Annotated in this window: 17 protein-coding genes; 8 read left to right on the top strand and 9 right to left on the bottom strand. The window is 71.7% G+C overall.

Annotated features, from left to right (window positions below; all coding sequences use genetic code 11):
• Positions 1-31 precede the first annotated feature (31 nt).
• Entirely contained in the window at positions 32-397 is a 366-nt protein-coding gene (locus tag OHA98_RS01765) for a PH domain-containing protein (protein WP_266922318.1), read from the top strand.
• Between the two features lie 75 nt (positions 398-472).
• Here OHA98_RS01765 and OHA98_RS01760 read toward each other — a convergent pair whose 3' ends face one another.
• The 3 genes from OHA98_RS01760 to OHA98_RS01750 all read right to left on the bottom strand — a co-directional run bounded on the left by OHA98_RS01760 (position 473) and on the right by OHA98_RS01750 (position 4,357).
• A complete protein-coding gene (locus tag OHA98_RS01760) occupies positions 473-1,243 on the bottom strand; it encodes a peptidoglycan recognition protein (protein WP_266922317.1) in 771 nt (256 codons plus the stop codon).
• A gap of 182 nt (positions 1,244-1,425) precedes the next feature.
• Positions 1,426-2,652, bottom strand: coding sequence for a cation:proton antiporter (locus OHA98_RS01755; protein WP_266922316.1), 1,227 nt, complete (start codon positions 2,650-2,652; stop codon positions 1,426-1,428).
• Between the two features lie 175 nt (positions 2,653-2,827).
• A complete protein-coding gene (locus OHA98_RS01750; RefSeq protein ID WP_266922315.1) occupies positions 2,828-4,357 on the bottom strand; it encodes an alpha/beta hydrolase in 1,530 nt (509 codons plus the stop codon).
• A gap of 254 nt (positions 4,358-4,611) precedes the next feature.
• On the opposite strand from OHA98_RS01750, the gene OHA98_RS01745 reads away from it, so the two are divergent.
• Both OHA98_RS01745 and OHA98_RS01740 read left to right on the top strand, forming a co-directional pair.
• Positions 4,612-6,927: an MMPL family transporter gene (locus tag OHA98_RS01745; protein WP_266922314.1), complete on the top strand. Its 2,316-nt coding sequence runs from the start codon at positions 4,612-4,614 to the stop codon at positions 6,925-6,927.
• 51 nt (positions 6,928-6,978) lie between these two features.
• A complete protein-coding gene (locus OHA98_RS01740; protein ID WP_266922313.1) occupies positions 6,979-8,079 on the top strand; it encodes an acyltransferase family protein in 1,101 nt (366 codons plus the stop codon).
• 16 nt (positions 8,080-8,095) lie between these two features.
• On the opposite strand, the gene OHA98_RS01735 is transcribed toward OHA98_RS01740, so the two are convergent.
• From OHA98_RS01735 to OHA98_RS01715, 5 genes are all read right to left on the bottom strand, one after another.
• On the bottom strand, positions 8,096-8,299 hold the full coding sequence (locus OHA98_RS01735; RefSeq protein ID WP_266922312.1) for a hypothetical protein: 204 nt from the start codon (positions 8,297-8,299) through the stop codon (positions 8,096-8,098).
• A gap of 237 nt (positions 8,300-8,536) precedes the next feature.
• The gene (locus OHA98_RS01730) at positions 8,537-8,902 is read right to left on the bottom strand and encodes an SCO5918 family protein (RefSeq protein ID WP_266922311.1); all 366 of its coding nucleotides are present in this window, start codon (positions 8,900-8,902) and stop codon (positions 8,537-8,539) included.
• 292 nt (positions 8,903-9,194) lie between these two features.
• Entirely contained in the window at positions 9,195-10,751 is a 1,557-nt protein-coding gene (locus tag OHA98_RS01725) for a DEAD/DEAH box helicase (protein WP_266922310.1), read from the bottom strand.
• Between the two features lie 247 nt (positions 10,752-10,998).
• Positions 10,999-11,202, bottom strand: a complete 204-nt coding sequence (locus OHA98_RS01720) for a cold-shock protein (protein WP_069572018.1) — start codon at positions 11,200-11,202, stop codon at positions 10,999-11,001.
• 281 nt (positions 11,203-11,483) lie between these two features.
• A complete protein-coding gene (locus tag OHA98_RS01715) occupies positions 11,484-11,810 on the bottom strand; it encodes a MerR family transcriptional regulator (protein ID WP_266922309.1) in 327 nt (108 codons plus the stop codon).
• Positions 11,811-12,472: 662 nt separating this feature from the next.
• Between OHA98_RS01715 and OHA98_RS01710 the strand changes: the two genes are divergently transcribed.
• From OHA98_RS01710 to OHA98_RS01690, 5 genes are all read left to right on the top strand, one after another.
• Entirely contained in the window at positions 12,473-12,976 is a 504-nt protein-coding gene (locus OHA98_RS01710; RefSeq protein WP_266927651.1) for a hypothetical protein, read from the top strand.
• A gap of 14 nt (positions 12,977-12,990) precedes the next feature.
• Positions 12,991-13,572: a toxin gene (locus OHA98_RS01705; protein ID WP_266922308.1), complete on the top strand. Its 582-nt coding sequence runs from the start codon at positions 12,991-12,993 to the stop codon at positions 13,570-13,572.
• Between the two features lie 157 nt (positions 13,573-13,729).
• Positions 13,730-15,040 (top strand): MAB_1171c family putative transporter, encoded by a 1,311-nt coding sequence (locus OHA98_RS01700; protein WP_266922307.1) that lies wholly within the window; start codon positions 13,730-13,732, stop codon positions 15,038-15,040.
• Positions 15,037-15,753, top strand: coding sequence for a hypothetical protein (locus tag OHA98_RS01695; RefSeq protein ID WP_266922306.1), 717 nt, complete (start codon positions 15,037-15,039; stop codon positions 15,751-15,753). Before OHA98_RS01700 ends, OHA98_RS01695 begins: the two co-directional genes overlap by 4 nt.
• 82 nt (positions 15,754-15,835) lie before the next feature.
• Positions 15,836-16,684 (top strand): GNAT family N-acetyltransferase, encoded by an 849-nt coding sequence (locus OHA98_RS01690; protein WP_266922305.1) that lies wholly within the window; start codon positions 15,836-15,838, stop codon positions 16,682-16,684.
• A gap of 41 nt (positions 16,685-16,725) precedes the next feature.
• On the opposite strand, the gene OHA98_RS01685 is transcribed toward OHA98_RS01690, so the two are convergent.
• Entirely contained in the window at positions 16,726-17,100 is a 375-nt protein-coding gene (locus OHA98_RS01685) for a hypothetical protein (protein WP_266927649.1), read from the bottom strand.
• Positions 17,101-17,222 lie beyond the last annotated feature (122 nt).

Raw genomic sequence — 17,222 nt, 5'->3', positions numbered from 1 at the left:
ACACCTGAGACATAGGAAGACGGGGGCCTCCATGGCACTGTTCGGCAACGCGCACACGGTCAACCAGGGCAAGGCGCAGCAGGATTACGCACGGCTCCTGGGCCAGGGCGAGCAGGTGCACGCCGCGTATCAGCTGATACGCGACACCATCCTGTTCACCGACCGGCGGCTCCTTCTCGTCGACAAGCAGGGGATCACCGGCAAGAAGGTGGAGTACCACTCCGTCCCGTACCGCAGCATCACGCACTTCGCGGTGGAGACGGCCGGGACGTTCGACCTGGACGCGGAGCTGAAGATCTGGATCTCGGGGAGTGCCGCGCCGATCCAGAAGACGTTCACCAAGGGGGTCGACATCTACGAGGTGCAGGCGATCCTGACCCAGTTCGTGGCCCGGTAGTCACGTGCCCGGTCATCACGAACCCGGCCGTCACGCACCCGCTCGTCACGTGCCCGGCCGTCATGTGCCCGGCCGTCAGAGCGTGGGCCGCAGCCGGGCCGTGGCGGCCTGCCGCCCGGTCTTCGCGCGCAGCGCGGCCACCTTCTCCCGCAGCACGGGCAGCAGTTCGTACAGCACCTCACCGGGACAACTGGTCCCGTAGCTGTCGCGGTGCCCCGAGATGACCGCCAGCCGGGCCACCTCGCCCTTGTCGTACAGGCTCTCGTCGTTCGTCGACACGAGTTCCACCGTCCCGCGCGGATCGATGCCGGGCCGCAGCTTCCAGGCGGCGACCTTGGCGATCCCGTCGGTGAGCGCCTTCGGCACGGTCGTCCCGGAGCCGAAACTGCCGAGGGCGGCGATGCCCACGGTGTCGGCGTTGAACCCCTTGGTGTGCGCCCCGCGCACCGACCGGCCGACGCCGCCCGCGCGCCCCTCGTAGATGGTGCCGCACCGGTCGACGACGAAGTTGTAGCCGATGTCGTCCCAGCCCTCGCCCCGGATGTGTTCCGCCTGCACGGCCCGGATCAGGTCCGGGGCGTCGGCGCAGTCGTACCCGTTGGAGTTCCCGGTGTGGTGGACGAACACCGCCTTCGCCGCCCCCGTGTAGCGTGGCCGCTCCTTGACCATGGCCTCGTCCGCGTGCCAGGCCGCCCGGCTCACGATCGCGGGCTGCGGCAGCCCGCGCGGCGGCACCGGGCCGATCGCGCTCTGCGCGGGCGGGACGAGCCCCGCCGGGGCGTCCCGGAACACCAGGAAGGCCAGCGGCAGGAGCAGGACGCCCGGGGCGAGTCGGCGGGACCACATGGTTTCCAGCCTGCGCCCCGACCTCGCGCTTCGCAGAGCGGCGTGCCAACCGGGTGAGAGCGCCCCGCACCGCACGCCCCCGCACCACCCGCGCACCGCACGCTCCCGCACCACCACCCGCCACGCGCCCTCCACCACGCGCCCTGCTCCCTCCGCCCCGCTGCCCGCTCCCCCCGAGCCGCTCACCAGGGGTCGGCCGCCTCCGCCGAGGGGGACGGGGCGCCGGGCCCCTCGCCGGGCCTGCCCCGGCGCAGCAGCCGGAAGGCCAGCAGGGGGAACGTCAGCACGGACACCATGGCGGCACCGACCAGCGCGGCGCCCTCGCCCGCTCCGAGCACCTTCTCGTCCAGGCCGATGGTGGTGATCGCGACGACGAGCGGCAGACAGGTCGACGCGAACAGCGCCAGAGCCGGCCGACGGGGTCCGCCCGCCAGGTCACGCGGCGCGAGCAGATACACCGGACCGCCCCTGACCACCAGGAAGAGCAGCAGGAAGACCGGCAGGAGCAGCAGCGGACGGCCGCCGTCCAGGAGCGCCGCGAGGTCGAAGTCGATGCCGGTGACGATGTAGAAGAACGGCACGAGGAAGCCGAAGCCCATGGCCTCGATCCGGCCGAGGATCTCCGTACTGCTGTCGGGCACCGCCCCCTGGAGCACCAGCCGGGTCAGCATCCCGGCGGCGAAGGCGCCGAGCAGGGTGTCCAGGCCGAAGACATGGGACAGGCCGAGCATCCCGGCGAGCACCAGCATCACGAAGCGGACGGCGAACTGACCGCTGCTGTGCAGGGTGTGGGCGATGATCCGGGCGAACCACGGCGGCCGGGGCCGCATCGCCCAGAACACCGCCCCGGCGGTGACCACGGCGAACGCGGCCAGCACCGCCCCGGCCGCCCCGGGGCTGCGGCCGCTGAACAGCAGGGCCATCGCGATGATCGGGCCGAACTCTCCGACCGCGCCGAACGCCATCACCACCGTGCCGAAGCGGCCCTCCAGGCGCCCCGCGTCACGCAGGATCGGCAGGACGGCGCCGAGCGCGGTGCTGGTGAGCGCGGTGCCGATGACGAGGCTCTTCGCGAGGTCCGCCCCGGACAGCGCCAGGGCGACGCCGAGTCCGGCCGCGAACGAGATCACCCACGCCCAACCCGAGCGCCGCAGGGTGTCACCGCGGACGGCGCCGAACTGGATCTCGTACCCGGCCAGGAAGATCAGCATGGACAGGCCCAGGTCGGAGAGCGCGTCGATGACCGCGTCGTGATGGGCCCAGCCGAGCACATCCGGTCCGATGACGATGCCCAGCGTGATCTCGAAGATGACCATGGGGACGGCGAACCGGCGCCCGACCGCATAGGAGAGCAGCGGCGCGAGGACCGCCATGGCCATGATCAGGATGAGGGTCCCGGGGTGCTCCATCGCTCGTGTATAGCAAGAAAGTATCCGGAATCACCCGATTACCACCCCGCCCCGTCCGGCCCGGTCAGGTCCGGACGGCCCCGGTCCGGCCGTGTCCCGCCCGATCCCGTCCAGCCCCGTCCGATCCCGTCCAGCCCCGTCCGATCCCGTCCGATCCCGTCCGATCCCGTCCGGTTCAGTTCGCGCAGTGCGTGTCCTGGGCCGGGCGCCGCCCGGTGACGAGGAATTCGCTGACCGTACGGTCCCCGCACGCGTTCCCGCCGCCCAGGTACATGCCGTGCCCGCCCTGGCCGACCGTGACCATCCTGGCCCGCTCCCCGAGCGCGCCGCGCATCTTCAGGGCGCCGCTGTACGGGGTGGCGGGGTCGCGCAGGCTCTGGATCATCAGGATGTTGGACGGGCCCTCGTCGGTGATCCGGGTGGGGCGGTCGGCCGGAGCGCCCTTCCAGAACGCGCACGGCGTGATGTTCGCGGGCATCCCGGCCGTCAGCGGGTAGCGCTGCCGGTCGGCGGCCACCTCCCGCCGGTACCCCGCGACGGACCCCGGCCAGCGCACGTCGTTGCAGATCACCGCGACCATCACCGCCGCGTCCTCGTCCGGGACCACCTGGACCAGGTCCGGCGTCAGGACCGGGCTCCCCTGCGGGTCGAGCGCCGCCCGGATCATCCCGGCCAGCGGAGCGAACGCGCCGTCGCCGAACAGGGCGCTCTGCACCGCCTGCCGCAGCCGGTTGCCGGTCAGCGGGAGGCCGGGCACATCCGACTCCCTCGGCTCCCGGTCCAGCTCCCGGGCCAGGGAGAGGACCAACGGCTGTACGTCCTCGGCCCGTTCGGCCAGCCGCAGGCCCTGCTGCTCGCGGGCCGGGTCCGAGGCCCAGGCCGCGAAGTCCGGGAAGCGGTCGGCGGCGCCCACGGCCATGTTCCGCATCCAGCCGTGCGCGACCCGCGCCGGGTCCGGGTCGCCGTTGCTGTCCAGGACCCAACGGTCCGTGTGCCGCGGGTACTTCTGGGCGTAGACCGCGCCGACATAGGTCCCGTACGAGCTGCCCCAGGCCGACAGTTTCTCCTCGCCCAGCGCCTGCCGGAACCGGTCGATGTCGCGGACCTCGTTCCGCGTGGAGAAGGAGCGCAGGACCTCGCCCCCGTTGCGGGCACAGGCCTCGGCGACGCGCCGGGACCGGTCGGCGTTCGCCGTGATGTCCCCGTCCGCCCCCGGCCAGGCCCGCAGGGTCACCAACTGGCGGTCCGCGTCCGCGGTTCCGCAGCCGGCCCGGGTGCTGCCCCCGACGCCGCGCGGATCCAGGCTCACCAGGTCGTACGCCCCTTCCGTGGCCGCCCGCAACGCCTCCCCCTTCCGCGCGAGACGCTCCACGCCCGACCCGCCCGGCCCGCCGGCGATCACGAGCAGCGTCCCGCGCCGCGCCTGGGGCCGGTCGCTGCGCAGCCGGGTCACGGCGACGGTGAGCGTACGGCCGTCCGGGTTCCGGTAGTCCAGCGGTACGGGCAGCTCCGCGCACTGCTGCCCCTCGGCACCGGCCGTACCGTCGGGCAGCTCGCACCCGTGCCAGACGAGGGAGGGCGGGGAGGAGGGCGGGGAGGCCCGAGGCCCGGCGTGGGCCACCGGAGTGACGGAGGTGGCCAGCGCCGAGGCGACGGCGGTGGCGGAGAGAGCCAGCAGGAGGGCCTTTCGCGTACAAGTCGTCATGTGGCAAGGGTTGTTGACGGTGTTTCCGTTTTCCATGCGGCAGGCCCGACACCCGGGGTGGTGCTAACCCGTCAGGGTTCCCGTCGGGGTACCTGTCGCGGTACCCGTCGGAGCGGCGCGTCCCTGCGGCCACGCCCGCCGCCCGTCACCCGTTCCCCCGCACCGGGGTGCCGCATCCCGGCAACCGCCCTTGAATACGGAGTGTCCGAGGCACCCGCCCGAGGTGCCCCTCTCCGGGAGCGGGAGCCCCCTCCATGCCGTCGACACAGGCCCCCGGGCCCCGGGCGCCGGGCCCCTCCGCCCACCGCCGCACCGGCGTACTGTGCCGGACCGGGCAATGGTGCGCCCGGCACTTCGTGATCGTCCTCGTGCTGTGGCTGGCCGCCCTCGCCGGGCTCCAGGTCCTCCAGCACGCGTACGGCGGTGACTACTCCGACGACTTCTCGCTCCCCGGAACCCAGTCGCAGGACGGCCTCGACGTACTCAGGGCGCACGCGCCCACCGCCGGCGGCTACAGCAGCCAGGTGGTGCTGCACGACGGGACCAAGGCGCTCAGCGAGGTCGGCGACCAGGTCTCCACAGCCGTCGCCGACCTCCAGAAGCTCCCCGACGTGCTCTCGGTCCAGAACCCGCTCCCGCCGTCCGGCTCGACGCCGCCCCCGCCGCCCACCGGCACACCGAACACCGGGCCGCTCTCCACCGACGGAAAAACCGCGTACATCACCGTCCGGTTCAGCGTGCAGCCGTCCACCCTCGACCCCTCGTACCTGGACGGGGTCGACGACGCCGTCCAGCCGCTGCGGGCCGCGGGCGTCGAGGTGGAGTACGGCGGGCCGCTCGGCGAACTGGCCAGGCCCGAGGCCGACGACCGCACCAGCGAGGCCATCGGCTTCGGCGTGGCGATCCTGGTGCTCCTGATCGGCTTCGGCAGTCTGCTCGCCGCCGTGCTCCCGCTGGTGACCGCGCTGGTCTGCGCCGTGTGCGGGCTGGCCCTGCTGGGGCTGCTGGCCGCCACGGCCACCTTCGCCACCGTCTCACCGACGCTCGCCACGATGATCGGCATCGGCGTCGGCATCGACTACGCGCTGTTCCTCGTCACCCGGCACCGGCAGAACCTCATCGACGGCGAGGACCCGCTGACCGCCGCCGGGAACGCCGCCGCCACCAGTGGCCGGGCCGTCCTGTTCTCCGGCTGCACGGTGATCATCGCCCTGTCCGGGCTGTGGGTCTCCGGCATCGGCTTCATCGGCAAGCTCGGCCTCGCCGCGGCGGTCACCGTGGTCACCGCCGTGATCGGGGCGCTCACCCTGGTGCCGGCCATCCTGGGGCTGATCGGGCGGCACATCGACCGGCTGCGGGTGCGGACCCCCGTCGCGGAGACCGACGCGGCACCCGGCGAGGAGGCGCACGGCGGCTGGCACCGGTACGCGCAGCGGGTGGAGCGGCGCCCGTGGTGGTTCCTGGGCGGCGGTGTGGTCGTCCTGGCCGTCCTCGCCTTCCCGGTCTTCTTCATCCAGCTCGGTCACATCGGGGACGGCGCCGACCCGAAGTCCTTCACCGACCGGCGCGCCTTCGACCTGATGTCCACCGCCTTCGGCCCCGGTTCGAACGGTCCGCTGACGCTGGTGATCGACCAGAGCGCGGTCCCGCAGTCCGACCGCTCCGCGCTGGCGGACCAGGCCCAGAAGGCGCTCACCGGGGTGCCGGACGCCGCCGTGATCACCCCACTCACCGCCACCTCGGACGGCGACGTGCTGACCGGCACCGCGTACTCGGTCGCCGCCCCGCAGGACGCGCGCACCACCGGCCTGGTGAACCGGCTGACCGACGATGTCCTCCCGCAGGCCGTCTCCGGCACCGGGGCGAGCACCTATGTGACCGGCACGACCGCCGCCCAGGTCGACTTCCTGGACATCGTCGCCAGCAGGCTGCCCCTGATCATCGCGGTCGTCGTCGCCCTCGCCTTCCTCGTCATCCTCGTCGTGTTCCGCGGGCTGCTCGTCGCCGTCAAGGCCGCCGTACTGAACGTCCTGTCGATCGCGGCCTCGTACGGGGTCGTGGTGGCCGTCTTCCAGTGGGGCTGGGGCGGCCCGGCGCTGGGGGTCTCGGGGGACGTCCCGATCGAGAGCTACGTACCGATGATGATGTTCGCCATCGTCTTCGGGCTCAGCATGGACTACGAGATCTTCCTGCTCTCCCGCATCCACGAGGCGTGGCTGCGCACCGGGGACCCCAGGGCGAGCGTGGCGCACGCGCTGGAGATCACCGCCCGCGTCATCACCTGCGCGGCGCTCATCATGGTCAGCGTCTTCGCGGCGTTCGTCATCAGCGACAACATCGTGGTGAAGATGCTCGGCCTCGGCCTGGCCGCCAGCGTGCTGATCGACGCCACCGTCGTCCGGCTGCTGCTGGTGCCCGCCGTGATGACCCTGCTGGGCCGGGCCGCCTGGTGGACCCCGCGCCCGCTGGACCGGATCATGCCGCACCTGGAAGCGGAGGGGAGAGAGGGGAGAGGGGAAGGGAAGGGGGAAAGGCGAGGGAAAGGCGAAGGGACGCGGGACGGCCGTTGAAAGCTCTCCCGCGCCCGCCGGGGATCACGGGCCGGCCCTTAGGGTGTCGGCGTGTCCTCCCTGACCTCGCAGACCTCACCGGCCCCCGAGCCGCCGCGCTCCGCAGCTCCCGGTAAGGGGGCCGCGGGCGGACGTACGGCCGGGCGCGACCACTTCTTCGACAACGCGAAGTACCTGGCCATCGTGCTGGTGGCGATGGGCCACGCCTGGGAGCCGCTGCCGGACAGCGGCCGGCTGGTGGAGACGGCGTACACCTTCGTCTACACCTTCCACATGCCGGTGTTCATCATGATCGCGGGCTACTTCTCCCGCGGCTTCGAACTGCGGCCCGAGCGGGTGTGGAAGCTGGTCACCGGGATCCTCGTCCCGTACGCCGTCTTCGACGTCGTCTTCGCGTACTTCCACCGCGCCGTGGGCGACCCCGCCGTCTCGGTGTTCCCGTCGCTGTTCGCCCCCTACTGGCTGCTGTGGTTCCTGCCCGCCCTGTTCTTCTGGCGCCTGTCCACACCGCTCTGGCAGGCCGTCCGCGCTCCGGTGGCCGTGGCCCTGGGGGTAGCGGCTCTGGCCTCGATGTCCCTGGGCATCGACCAGGGGATGCAGGTGCAGCGCATGCTCCAGTTCCTGCCGTTCTACGTGCTCGGCCTGCGGCTGCGGCCCCACCACTTCGACCTCGTGCGCGGCACCCGGGTGCGTGTCCTGTCCGTCCCGGTGTTCGCACTCGCCCTGCTCGCGGCGTACTGGGCGGTGCCGCGGGTGTCGACGCTCTGGTTCTACCGGCAGTACAGCGCGCAGGAGCTCGGATCGCCCGCGTGGGCGGGGCCGCTGGCGACGCTGATCCTGTTCGGCTGTGCCGTGGTGCTCGGAGCGTGCTTCCTCGCCTGGGTGCCGAACCGCCGGTCCTGGATGAGCGCGCTCGGGACCTGCACCCTCTACGGCTATCTGCTGCACGGCTTCGTCATCCGCACCGCGCTCTACCGGGGCCTCTACGACGAACCGTTCCTCTCGACCCCCCTGGGTACGGTCGCGGTGACCGTCGGCGGCGCGGCGGCGGTGACCCTCCTGTGCACACCGCCCGTCCGGCGGGTACTGCGGCCCGTGGTGGAGCCGCGGCTGAACTGGGCGCGGCAGAAGCGCGTCGGGGCGGCCGGCTGACGTACGTCCTGCGGTCTCAGTCGACGACGCTCGTGGTGCCGAGCACCGCCGCGTGCTCCAGGACGTCCTCCAGCGGATCGTCGATCTGGCCGGTGGAGATCAACGCCACCTGAGGACCGTTGTGCGCGTTCGTGTGGGTCTCGTCGGCGTACGCGGTTCCGGCGGCGGGCAGCACGACGGCGAGAACCGTCACGCCGAGCGCGGTGAGCTTGGTCTTCATGCCGCCGATCCTCCCCCTGTCCACAGAGGCGACACGCGCGATCCCACCCGTTCGGCGGTGCGCTTGTTACACGACATCCCCCGCCGGTGTGAGTCCCCGCCGGTGTGAGCCCCCGCCGCTGTCGTCGCCGCCGCTGTCGGGCCCCGACAGCCGTACGGGCCCCGCCGGCCGGTGGCCCGATGGCCGATCCGGCCCGCGGGGCCCGTACGTACAGCGACCGGGAGGACCCGGCCTGACTCACATCCGGCCGAGTCCCGGCGCGGGCTGCGGATCCGGGAGGGGGAGCAGCGGCTCCGGTGCGGGCGCCGGCGTCCCGAGCATCGCGGACGCCGCTTCCAGCGGGGTGAGCGCGGGTGCGGGCACGGCCGCCTGGGCCGTACGGCAGGTGAAACCGAGGCGGGTCAGCGCCCTGGTCACCTCGGCGGCGGTGAAGTCACGGCGGTCCTGCCGGGTGATCACTTCCCCGACCTGCTTGACGGGGTAGACGCGGCGGCTGATGACGACGGCGTCTCCGGTGACGGGTTCGGGCTTGATGCCCTTCATCGAATCCTCCACTTCGTTCTTGAACAGATCGAAGGGGAAGCGGGCGATGACACAGCGCATGGTGCCTCAACAGGGTCGGGTCGAGAGAAACCGGACGGGAACTGCCAGGGGGAACTGCCAGGGGAACTGCCAGGGGAACTGCCGGCGGCGGGGAACCGCCAAGGGAGGACCGCCGGTACGGGACCGCCGGTACGGGACCGCCGGTACGAGACTGCCAGGAGAAGACGGCGGTACGAAACCCATCGCACCCGATGGCACGAAACCATCGGCGGGGACGGCGGTCCCGCCCGTCCCCGCCGGCCTGTCCCGTGCCGGCCGTGCCGTCGCCCGGCCGCCCGCGCGGCCCCGCCCGCTACGCGGCGCGGTTGTTCCGGCGCTGCGCGGCGGCCGCCCGCGCCTCCGGGGTGGGCTGGCCCGGACGGCGTCCCCGCGAGGGAGCGCCGCCGCCGCGCTTGGTGCCACGGCCCATGAACGCGCCGCCGCCGCTCCTGGAACGCTCCTTCGGCGGTGCGGTGATGACGACGGGGACGCCCGAGGGCGCCTGCGCACCCGTGATCCGGCTCAGCTCGGCCTCACCGGAACGGACCTGGGCCACCTGCGGGGTGATCCCGGCATCCGCCATCAGGCGCGTCATGTCGCGGCGCTGGTTCGGCAGGACGAGCGTGACGACGCTGCCCGACTCCCCGGCGCGGGCGGTACGGCCGCCGCGGTGCAGGTAGTCCTTGTGGTCGCTGGGCGGGTCGACGTTCACGACGAGGTCGAGGTTGTCGACGTGGATTCCGCGGGCGGCGACGTTCGTGGCGACCAGGACCGTAACGTGCCCGGTCTTGAACCGCTCCAGGGTGCGGGTGCGCTGCGGCTGCGACTTGCCGCCGTGCAGCGCGGCCGCCCGGACACCGCTGTGCAGCAGGTGGTCGGTCAGCTTGTCCACGGCGTGCTTGGTGTCCAGGAACATGATGACGCGGCCGTCGCGGGCCGCGATCTCCGTGGTCGTGGCGTACTTGTCGGAGCCCTGGACGTAGAGCACGTGGTGCTCCATCGTCGTCACGGCCCCGGCCGCGGGGTCCACGGAGTGGACGACCGGGTCGTGCAGGTAGCGGCGGACCAGGAGGTCGACGTTGCGGTCGAGAGTGGCCGAGAAGAGCATCCGCTGCCCCTCCGGATTCACCTGGTCGAGCAGCTCGGTGACCTGGGGCATGAAGCCCATGTCGGCCATCTGGTCGGCCTCGTCGAGAACGGTGATCGTGACCCGGTCCAGCCGGCAGTCACCGCGCTCGATGAGGTCCTTGAGCCGCCCCGGAGTGGCGACCACGACTTCGGCACCGCCGCGCAGCGCGCTGGCCTGCCGGCCGATCGACATGCCGCCGACGACGGTGGCGAGGCGCAGCTTGAGCGAGCGGGCGTACGGGGTCAGCGCGTCGGTGACCTGCTGGGCCAGTTCCCGGGTGGGGACGAGGACCAGCGCCAGCGGGCGGCGGGCGTCGGCGCGCCGACCCTCCGTACGGGCCAGCAGAGCCAGGCCGAAGGCGAGCGTCTTGCCCGAGCCGGTCCGGCCGCGGCCCAGGACGTCCCGGCCGGCCAGCGAGTTCGGCAGGGTGGCCGCCTGGATGGGGAACGGGACCGTCATGCCCTCGGCGACGAGAGCCGCCTTGAGCGAGGCCGGCATGTCCAGCTCGTCGAAGGCGGCCGCTGCGGGCAGCGCCGGAGTGATGGTGACCGGCAGGGCGAATTCCCCCTGCTTCGCGGCGGGCCGGCGGCCATAGCCACCGGAACGCTTCGGTCCGCCGCCGGAACGCTGGGGCGCGCCGCCGGAGTACCTGGGGGCACCTCCCGTGCGGCTGCCGGTGGATCCGCCCGAGCGGGTCCGGGAATATCGGTCGTTCGTGCGGGGTGCGCGTTCGCGGTTCATGCAGAACCTTTCCTCGATGTGGGGCACGTATCGAGGGATTCTTTTTGTGCGGGAGCCCGAAAACAGCACCCAGAATCGCAAGAACGAGCCGATGAAATGACAAAAGAAAACGAAGCCCTGCCGCCGGGAATCACCGCACCGGACATGGCTTCGGACGGGGACGCGCCAGGCGTACCCCGGAAACGACAACGAGCTGGGGCCCGCACCCCAAGGTGCGGGCCCCAGCTGCGCAGTACAACCTGAGTGATCAGGCGGGGGTGATGTTCTCGGCCTGCGGGCCCTTCTGACCCTGCGTGACGTCGAAGTTCACCTTCTGGCCTTCCTGGAGCTCACGGAAGCCCTGGGCGGCGATGTTCGAGTAGTGGGCGAAGACGTCGGCGCCGCCGCCGTCCTGCTCGATGAATCCGAAGCCCTTTTCCGCGTTGAACCACTTCACGGTGCCAGTAGCCATGTCATATCTCCTTCGGGGCAGTGCCCGTGGGCCCACACTGTGCGAGCCCCACGTCGCCGCGATGATTACCCCGTCCGGAAAGCACCGGAAATACAAAAGCGCACCCACCGGTACAGAACCGGCGAGAGCACTTGAAGTTTTTGGGAACCACAACTGCAACTGAGATCAACCGTAGCACGATGCGAGGGGAAGAGCGCTGTACGTAATATCACTCCGCCGCGCGGAACATAAACCCTCCCCGCGCATTGCGCAAAATCCTGTGCTCGCGAATACAGATATGTTCAGGAGCCGGCCGGCCGGCGCAGCTCCTCGTTGAGGCGCAGCGCCTCTTCGAGCTGGTCCTCCAGGATGACGATCCGGCAGGCGGCCTCGATCGGTGTCCCGGCGTCGACCAGCTCACGGGCGCGGGCGGCGATGCGCAGCTGGTAGCGGGAGTAGCGGCGGTGGCCGCCCTCGGAACGCAGCGGGGTGATCAGGCGGGCCTCGCCGATCGCCCGCAGGAAACCCGGTGTCGCACCGATCATCTCCGCGGCGCGCCCCATGGTGTACGCGGGGTAGTCGTCGTCATCGAGCCGATCGGTGGCGTGCGAGGGGGTTTCCGGGGTCATCTGCACCTCTTCTGTCACACATGTTCTGCCGCACATGACAGGGGGCCCGGCGTCGTACGCCTCCAGGGTGTCCCACTGCCGCGTACCACTGTTTTAGCTTGACCGTACAAGAAACCCTAATCGTACGAGAACGCCATGTCTATCGCGGCCGGAACAGATTTCCCGCGCCGGGGGCGGGACGGACGGAGGGCCGTTCAACACAGCTGACCGACCGGTCAGTTGTCGCCAGGTGAAGCAAGGGTCATAATGCACGCGTAGCCCTTCACGCATCCCCCGTCGTGAAGGGCTACACCCATGTCCGGCCGGAACAAACGGAGTTCAAGACTCCGGATATCCCGCGCCGATGCGCTTACCGGACAGGGACCGCGCGTCACCGGGGCGCCGCGCCGCACTCGCCGCGCATTGCGCCGACAACCCCGAAGAATCATGGGCAAGGGACTCCCCTCGTGGTCCCCTGCCCATGTTTTTTCGAGTTAACAGTGACGTAGAGTGTTTGCGCAAGCTCACTTCCGGCTCCGGAGTGGATTGGTCCGCTTCGTCACCCGCGCTGCGGGATCCCTGTCGGGGTTGGTTACAGTACGAGCCCGTTGACCGAATCGAACACCGCGCGGCGCACGACCGAGCGCTCTGCGGCGGACGTGATCGTGGGGGCCCGGATGGCAATGGACAACAGTGAAGAGCGCACGCCGGAACTGAAGTCATTGCGCCAGAAGGTCGAGTACATGGTCGAGAAGACCTTCCCCGGCCAGAAGATCTCGGGCCGGGTCTTCGCGGAGCTGGTCAGGGAGCGCGGCGGGTCGCTCTCGCACAGCTACTTCTCCAACATCCTCGCCGGCAAGGTCACCCAGCCGTCCGAGGAGATCCTCAAGGCGCTCGGCCTGGGGTTCGGCGTGGACTGGCACTTCTTCAAGGAGGAGTCCGACGTCGTCGACGACGTCGTGGCCGGGCTGCAGTTCCTCGCCAAGCGGCGTACGGGGGAGATCAGCGGGCTGGCGGGACGGGGAATCGGCGACGACGGACTCTCCCCGGAGCTGCTGCAGTTCGCGCTGTCCCTGCTGGAGGACGCCACCAGGAGCCGGGACAGGGCCCCCGGCCACGGGGACACCGGCGACGGCACCGGCAGCCCCGGCCCCGGCCCCGGCCCCGGCCCCGGCCCCGCAGCGTAGGCGGCGGGAGCGCCATGTCTCTGCGCGAACTGCGCAAGGAGTGCGAGTCGGGGCTGGCCGACCTGCCCATCCCGACCCCTTTCTCCCTGCCGCGGCTGGTGGCGAACATGGAGGCGGCACGCGGCCGCACCATCCGTCTGCACGAGATGCCGGACCGTCTGGCGCGCGTCAACGCCGCCTGCGGACTACGCCTGAAGGCGGGCGACACCAGCTTCGTGCTCTACCGGCGGCGGCCGTCCGCGTACCAGACCCAGCACGTCATCCTGCATGAGCTGTGCCATGAGTGGTTCGACCACGGAACCACGCTTTCCGCGGACCAGCTCCGCACGCTTCTCCCGGTCTTCGACACCTCGCTGATCGCCCGGATGGTCTCGCCCGCGGTCGCCGACGCGTTCCGGGCGGACGGCAGCACGGTCCAGGCCCGCGCCCAGTACGACACCCATGACGAGCGCATGGCCGAATTCGGTGCCTCGCTGATCCCCCGGATGGCCAGGGACATGACCACCGATGACATGGTGGGGCGGCTGGCCAACTCCCTGTCCCGCCCCGTGGCGCACCGCCGCCGCGGCCTGTTCCGACGCACGGACGGCACATGACCCCGCATCCCTGACTCATGTGACACGTGACATCGCCGCCCGACGTCCGTGATCCCGCGCGAGACCCCCACGCCCGGCCCTCGTGCCCGGCCCTCGTGCCCTGAGCCCCGCTCCGAAACCGACCCCCGACCCCCGACCCCGAGGAACGAAGACCGCCGTGACCCCCCTCGATCTCGCCGGCTACCTGATAGCCGGCCTGATGACGGCCGTTGCCCTGTGGCGCATGCCCGCAGCCCTGTGGGGCGACGAGGAGGACAAACGCCGACGGGCCCTGTGGGGCTGCTACGCCGGATTCGCCGTCGCCCTGTGGACCAAGACCCGGGCCGTCCGTATCGGCCTCAACAACAGCGCCGTGACCGACCTCGCCGTACTGATCAAGCACTACACGGCGACCATCGCGATTCTGGCCATCCTCAGCTACATCGTCGCCATCTACGGCCGCTACCCCGACGCGGACGGCGTCCCCCGGCACGTCCGGTTCGCCCGTCTCGTCCAGCAGATCGCGGCCAAGGCGTCCGTGGCGACGCTGATCCTGCTGACCGTGCTCTTCTTCACCGTCGTCGACCGCTCCGTGCCCTCGGACCGTTTCGTCTCCGACCACGCGGGACAGTGGGGCGCCACGCTCTACATGAGCGTCTTCTACCTCTACCTGGGCGCCGCCTCCGCCGTGTGCGCCTACCAGTGGGCCCTGGCCACCGCCGACGCGCGGCTGCGCCATCTCCGTGTGGGCCTGGGGATGATGACCTTCGCGATGTTCATCGGCGTCGGCTACACCGTCAGCCGGACCCTGTTCCTGTGGGTCAGTGTGGTGGACCGGCCGAGCGAGGACTTCGCCCTGCGGTTCGACGAGATCACCGAGGCGGCGCAGCTGGTGCTGTTCGCGTTCTTCGCGGTCGGTGCCTCGATCCCGGCCTTCAGCAAGGGCGCGCACCGGGCGAAGCTGTGGCGGGCCCAGGTGAAACTGCACGCGCTCTGGTACGAGTTGATGGCCGCCTTCCCCGACCAGCCCTTCGACCCGCCCGGGTCGCTGGCCCGCGAGCTGACCCGGTTCGACACCCCCGCGGACCTCCGGATCGACCGGTGGGCCGCCGATATCGCGGACGCGGTCGAGAAGTTGCGGCACTACGTGCCCGACGGTCTGCTCCCGGCCGCCGCGCGGGCGGCCGCCGAGGACACCCGGGACCCGCGCCGGACGGGCCCGCTGACCGACGCCTACTGGATCAGGGCCGCGCTCGCCGCCAAGGCGTCCGGGGCACCCGCCGGGCCCGCCGCCGCGGTGGCGGCCCAGCACACCGCCGAGCAGGACGGGGAGACGGCCACCGACCAGGACGGCGAGGTGGCCCGGCTGGTGCGGGTCGCCGACGCCTGCCGGACGATCACCGAAGCACGTGTCCGCCGGCTCCTGCCGTCCGCTGGAGCAACGGCGGAGTGCGCACAGGAGCAGGGAAAGGAAGCGAGGACAGCATGAGCACCACCACCGGGGACAGCACCGCCGGGGACAGTGCCACCGGGAACGGTGCCACCGGGAACGGTGCCGGAACGCGGGCGACGGTCCCCTCGGACCCCACCGGCACCCCGCCGGCCCCCGTCCCCCCGTCGCCCCCGGCGACCGCCACGGCCTCCGCGGCCCGCACCGTCACCGACGCGCTCCAGCCCCGCAACACCCTGCTGGCCGGCATGCTCGGCGTCGGGCTGGCCGCCGCGGGCGACTGGACCGGACTGCTCTGGGGCTTCCTCGGCGCGCTCTGCGCCGGGCTCGTCCCCGCGGGCTACATCGAATGGGAGCGCAAGCGGGGCACCTGGGGCGACCGCCATGTCGTCGACCGCACCAAACGCGCCCCGATCTTCTTCGTCATCCTCGGCTCCATCGGCGCCGGCTCGCTGGTCATGGTGCTGGGGCACGCGCCCACGGGGATCCTCCTCGCGATGCTCGCCCTGTGGGCGATGACGGTCGTCCTGCTGACCGTCAACACCGTCTGGAAGATCTCGGTGGACGCCGCGGTCGCCTCGGCGGTGGTCGCCCTGCTCTCCGCGGTGCACTCCCCGTGGTGGCTGGCGGCCGGCACGCTGACCGCGGCCGTGTGCTGGTCCCGGGTGGCCCTGCGCTACCACTCGGTCGCCCAGGTCGTGGCCGGCGCGGCACTGGGCGCGGCCACCGCCGTGGCCTACGCCTTCGGCTGACCGGGCCCCCTTGCCCGTACGTCCTCCGAACAGGCCGTCGGCACGCGTGCTGAACGGCTCCCGGACGGGGTACGTCTGGTCCGTGCCGACTTTCGAGATCACCACCGCGAGCGCCGACGACATGACGACCCTGGCCGCGTGGGCCCATGACGAGGGCTGGAACCCGGGACTCACCGACAGCGGGACCTTCTTCGCCGCGGACCCGTGCGGCTTCCTGACCGGACGCCTCGACGGCGCACCCGTCTCCTCCGTCTCGGTCGTGCGCTACGGCGACGGCTTCGGCTTTCTGGGCATGTATCTGACCCGTCCCCCGCTCCGGGGGCAGGGCTACGGGATCCAGGTCTGGCGGGCCGGGATGGCCCGTCTCTCCGGGCGCACGGTCGGGCTGGACGGCGTACCGGCCCAGCAGGACAACTACCGCAGGTCCGGCTTCCGTTCCTGCTGGAGCAACGCGCGGTACGAGGGCGTGCCGCCCACGGACGTCCCCGCGCCGCCGGGTGTCACCCTGACCGATGCCCGCACCCTGCCGTTCGGGCAACTCGCCGCGTACGACCGGCGGTTCTTCCCCGCCGCCCGGGACAGCTTCCTGGCGCCCTGGATCGCTACCGCCGGGCATGCCGCGCTGGCCGCCGTCCGCGACGGGGAACTCCAGGGCCTCGCCGTCCGCCGCCCCTGCCGGGCCGCCTCCCGCATCGGCCCCCTGTACGCCGCGTCGCCGGAGGTGGCCGCCGCGCTCGTGAGCGCGCTCGCGGCCACCGCGCCGGGCACCCCCGTGGCGATCGACATCCCCGACATCAACCCGGTGGCGATGCGTCTGGCGGAACAGCTGGGCCTGACACCGTCGTTCGACACCGCCCGTATGTACACCGGACCGGAGCCGGTCATCGACCGGTCGGGGTTGTACGGCATCACCAGCCTGGAACTGGGCTGACCCCGGCTGCCCGCGCCCGCCGGGGATGACGGGACAGCCCTCTAACCCAGTCCGAGGCGCTCCCGCACCCGGCGGGCGAGCAGTTCGTACTCCTCGCGCAGCCGGACGAACTCGGCGGGCCTCGGGATCACCGTGCCGCCCGAGACGATCTCGTGCGGGCCGAACTGCTCGCGGGTGAGGTCGATATCGACACCCGCCCCGAACCGGTTCCACCAGTGGAAGTCCGTCTGCCGGCCGTCCACGTGCACCTCGCCGCGGATCAGCTCACCGCCGAGCAGGTCATTGACCACCATGGCGGTCACCCCGCACTGGTCGCGGGCCGGATTCTCCGGGCTCCACGCGTCCCGGTGCGCCGGCGTCGTGGTGCCGGCGTCCCAACTGGCGCGGATGGCCGCCTCGATGTCGGTCAGGAGCAGGGGGGCGGTACCGGCCTCCGCCGGGGGCTCCGTACGGGACTCCGTACGGGAGTCGGTGCGCGCCCCGGCCTGGGCTTCGGGGAGGACTTCGGTGCTTGCGTCGGGGAGGGCTTCGGTGCGTT

The sequence above is a fragment of the Streptomyces sp. NBC_00654 genome, assembly GCF_026341775.1.
In the GTDB taxonomy this organism is placed as follows: domain Bacteria; phylum Actinomycetota; class Actinomycetes; order Streptomycetales; family Streptomycetaceae; genus Streptomyces.
Note: the sequence above shows the minus strand (reverse complement) of the source record. Positions and strands in the feature narration are given on the sequence as shown.

Bases quoted from the DNA above. Each gene is read 5' to 3' on its own strand.
- OHA98_RS01735 (WP_266922312.1), bottom strand. From the start codon at position 8,299: ATGAAGACCAAGCTCACCGCGCTCGGCGTGACGGTTCTCGCCGTCGTG.
- OHA98_RS01760 (WP_266922317.1), bottom strand. From the start codon at position 1,243: ATGTGGTCCCGCCGACTCGCCCCGGGCGTCCTGCTCCTGCCGCTGGCC.
- OHA98_RS01705 (WP_266922308.1), top strand. From the start codon at position 12,991: ATGTCTCTGCGCGAACTGCGCAAGGAGTGCGAGTCGGGGCTGGCCGAC.
- OHA98_RS01755 (WP_266922316.1), bottom strand. From the start codon at position 2,652: ATGGAGCACCCCGGGACCCTCATCCTGATCATGGCCATGGCGGTCCTC.
- OHA98_RS01730 (WP_266922311.1), bottom strand. From the start codon at position 8,902: ATGCGCTGTGTCATCGCCCGCTTCCCCTTCGATCTGTTCAAGAACGAA.
- OHA98_RS01725 (WP_266922310.1), bottom strand. From the start codon at position 10,751: ATGAACCGCGAACGCGCACCCCGCACGAACGACCGATATTCCCGGACC.
- OHA98_RS01720 (WP_069572018.1), bottom strand. From the start codon at position 11,202: ATGGCTACTGGCACCGTGAAGTGGTTCAACGCGGAAAAGGGCTTCGGA.
- OHA98_RS01695 (WP_266922306.1), top strand. From the start codon at position 15,037: ATGAGCACCACCACCGGGGACAGCACCGCCGGGGACAGTGCCACCGGG.
- OHA98_RS01765 (WP_266922318.1), top strand. From the start codon at position 32: ATGGCACTGTTCGGCAACGCGCACACGGTCAACCAGGGCAAGGCGCAG.
- OHA98_RS01750 (WP_266922315.1), bottom strand. From the start codon at position 4,357: ATGACGACTTGTACGCGAAAGGCCCTCCTGCTGGCTCTCTCCGCCACC.
- OHA98_RS01715 (WP_266922309.1), bottom strand. From the start codon at position 11,810: ATGACCCCGGAAACCCCCTCGCACGCCACCGATCGGCTCGATGACGAC.
- OHA98_RS01710 (WP_266927651.1), top strand. From the start codon at position 12,473: ATGGACAACAGTGAAGAGCGCACGCCGGAACTGAAGTCATTGCGCCAG.
- OHA98_RS01745 (WP_266922314.1), top strand. From the start codon at position 4,612: ATGCCGTCGACACAGGCCCCCGGGCCCCGGGCGCCGGGCCCCTCCGCC.